Raw genomic sequence first — 2353 nt, 5'->3', positions numbered from 1 at the left:
ATCTGGGGCCTCCACGAGGCAGCATAAAAGCAGCACTTTGGATTCGCAAATGGCCCGATTCGGGGCGAAATGCGCCGAGACTGCGAGGTAATGTGGTGACACTAACGAACACGATCCAGAGCGTTGTCGCAGGTCAGAGGGTGTGTGGCCGAGTAGGGGCGAGTTTTTCCGAGACGAACGACCCCTTCCGACCTCAACAGAGGGTCAGGGGTTCGAGTCCCCTCACCTCCACCATCACCGCAGGTCAGGCCACGTTCTGGATCCTAAGAGGAGAAAGACCGTGGCCCGATCGCATTTATGTCGCATAAACCACCCGAGCAGCGCGAGCTCGACGCGCGGATGGGTCGGGTCGCTCCGGTCGGGGTGGCGCTCATGTTCGATTCTCCTCCAGCCAGGACCCGAAGGTGCGGGTTCCGCGGGGAGCGTCGGCGTCGACGAATAGGCCCGCGGCCAGCGCGCGCAGCGCGCCACCGACGGCTGGGAGCGGCACGACAGGTCGGGGCGACCGGTTCGCCGTGCGCCAAGCGTGTGCGAGATCGCGCACCTGCAGGTCTTGGGGACCGCAGAGCTGCAACCGGGTCGGTCCGTCCGAGCCGGCCTCGACGGCATCGGCAAGCCGATCGCCGACGTCACGTGGATCGAGTGGGGACAGCAGACCGTTCGGCGCCAGAATGATGCCCACGAAGCGCGTGGTGCGCCAGGCACGGTCCAGGAGTTGGTGGAACTGGGTCGCTCGGAGCACGGTCCCCGGCAACGGTCCCGTCCGGATCACCTCCTCCTGGGCCACCTTGGCTCGGTAGTAGCCCATCGGGATGCGGTCGCAGTGGAGGATCGACAACGAGACCACGTGACCGACGCCCAGGTGGGCAGCACGCTCGAGGGTGGACCGCAGGCCGTCGACCAGAACGGGCCGGGCGGCGCGCTCGGTCGCCTTCTCGACCCCGAGACAGTCCACGAGCGTGTCGAGCCCGGCCAGTCCAGCATCCATCCCCGCGCCCGTCGTCACATCGACACCGGACGACCGGGCCAGCACCCTGACCTCGTGCCCGCGCCGTTCGAGCGCCAACACCGCCTGGCTGCCCGCGGTGCCGCTGCCACCGAGCACTCCGACCCTCAACGCGTCACGATCGGTCCGGTGGGGGCCGGATGGTCGGCTGGTTGCCCGGCCCGTTCGGCCCGTTGGGCATCCAGGGCGACCATCTGGTCGAGCCAGCCGGTGATCAGGTCGAGGGAGAGTCCGACGTTGCCGACGTGGCAGTGGTCCTGGGCATGGTCGGCACGGGTGAGGATGTGGCCGCTGACCGACCGGGCACCGCTCAGCGCCGCCATCTGTTGATGGAACTGCCGCACCGGGACGTAGTGGTCCTCGGCGCCGGCCAGCAGCAGGGTGTCGGCCGTGACGCGCGGTGAGCACTCGTCGGTACGGAACCGGGCGGCGGTGGTGAGGAAGTCGGCCGGGGTGTCGACGCCGAAGACGTGCATGCCTTGGTGCAGACCCCAGTCGAGGACCGGGCTGCGGCGCATCGCGCGATGCACCAGGGTGTCGACGGCGCGGTCGGCTCCGGCGCGGAGCAGCCCAGTCAGGGCTGCGCGGGGCACCGCGGGTAGCTGGTGAAGGCTGACGTCGAGGAAGTCGAAGAGGATGTCGTCGCAGATCAGCCGCCGTACCCGGGGTTCGAAGGCGGCGGCGCGGACCGCGAGGCCGCCGCCCAGGGAGATGCCCAGCACGCTGACGTCGCTCAGCGCGTAGTGGTCGAGCACCGCTGCCACCGGGTGCTCCCACTCCACCTCGAACGGCAGGCCGGCTTCTTCGAGGGCGCCTCCCTGTCCTGGTCCCTCGAAGGCGACGACGTCCCAGCCGGCGGTGCACAGGGCGTCGGTGATCGCGAAGAGCTCCTCGATGTAGCTGTCGAAGCCGCCGAAGACCACCACGGTGCCCTTCGCGGCCTGCTCGGTGGCGAACCGGTAGGCGGGTAGCCACCCGTCGCCGTACGGGACCCGGTCGCGGTCGGCCTCACTCATCGCGCGACTGAGCCAGATCAGCTCGACGAAACGTCGTCGAAGCGCCTGTTTGTCCGGGTCGTCGCCGCGGACGAAGAACTCGGCGGCCCGCACATGAAACGCGGCGCGCCGCAGATCTCCCTCGGCCAGGGCGGCGTCGGCCAGCTCCAGGAACAGGCGCCGATCCGTGGCATAGTCGCTCAGCCGCGGTGCGACCCGGCGGATGTCGGACAGAGCATCGCCGCCGGTCCAGGCGATCCAGCGGTGCAGCTGGAAGTTGATCGACACGTCGTCGTGGAGCCGGTGGGTGCCCACCGGCAGCATGCTCCGCTGCGTTGTCGGTGACGACTGC

Annotated in this window: 2 protein-coding genes; both read right to left on the bottom strand. The window is 69.1% G+C overall.

Annotated features, from left to right (window positions below):
• Positions 1 to 370 precede the first annotated feature (370 nt).
• Positions 371 to 1117, bottom strand: coding sequence for an SDR family oxidoreductase (locus RMO85_RS11660; RefSeq protein WP_310528892.1), 747 nt, complete (start codon positions 1115 to 1117; stop codon positions 371 to 373).
• On the bottom strand, positions 1114 to 2353 hold a 1240-nt coding region (locus tag RMO85_RS11655), incomplete at its 5' end, for an alpha/beta fold hydrolase (RefSeq protein WP_310528891.1). The genes RMO85_RS11660 and RMO85_RS11655, both read right to left, overlap by 4 nt.

It is taken from the genome of Nocardioides sp. (genome assembly GCF_031422975.1).
Taxonomy (GTDB): Bacteria; Actinomycetota; Actinomycetes; order Propionibacteriales; family Nocardioidaceae; genus Nocardioides.
Note: the sequence above shows the minus strand (reverse complement) of the source record. Positions and strands in the feature narration are given on the sequence as shown.